This is a genomic window from Marinomonas sp. 5E14-1 (genome assembly GCF_039939215.1).
In the GTDB taxonomy this organism is placed as follows: domain Bacteria; phylum Pseudomonadota; class Gammaproteobacteria; order Pseudomonadales; family Marinomonadaceae; genus Marinomonas.
The window spans coordinates 1-437 of record NZ_JBDXMW010000035.1; the positions used below are offsets into that span (position 1 = coordinate 1).

Annotated in this window: 2 tRNA genes and 1 rRNA gene; all 3 read right to left on the bottom strand. The window is 46.2% G+C overall.

From position 1 onward, the window contains the following. Positions 1 to 89: 89 nt before the first annotated feature. Positions 90 to 165: transfer RNA gene (locus tag ABFY09_RS15100), tRNA-Ala, on the bottom strand. Positions 166 to 192: 27 nt separating this feature from the next. Further along, positions 193 to 269: transfer RNA gene (locus ABFY09_RS15105), tRNA-Ile, on the bottom strand. Between the two features lie 117 nt (positions 270 to 386). Next, a 16S ribosomal RNA gene (locus ABFY09_RS15110) occupies positions 387 to 437 on the bottom strand; the annotation flags it as partial.

Here is a 437-nt window from a genome sequence, read left to right on the forward strand (position 1 = left end):
AGAACACACTCAAAGCACGCTTTGAATCGATTCTGTTTAGTGTCTTGCTTAGGACTCTCGCTAATCTTTCACACAGAATAAATAAGAAATGGTGGAGCTATGCGGGATCGAACCGCAGACCTCCTGCGTGCAAAGCAGGCGCTCTCCCAGCTGAGCTATAGCCCCATATCTTATCTTTCACTGAATTGTATTTGGTGGGTCTGGGCCGATTTGAACGGCCGACCTCACCCTTATCAGGGGTGCGCTCTAACCAACTGAGCTACAGACCCAAATACTTTCTGTGCTTCTCATAAAGTAGATATTGTACAGTTAAGATAAGTTACTTATGCAACCTAAGCTGTACCATCAGATAATTTGTGTGAACGCTCACCAGAGCTTCTATCGTTTAAGGAGGTGATCCAGCCCCAGGTTCCCCTAGGGCTACCTTGTTACGACTT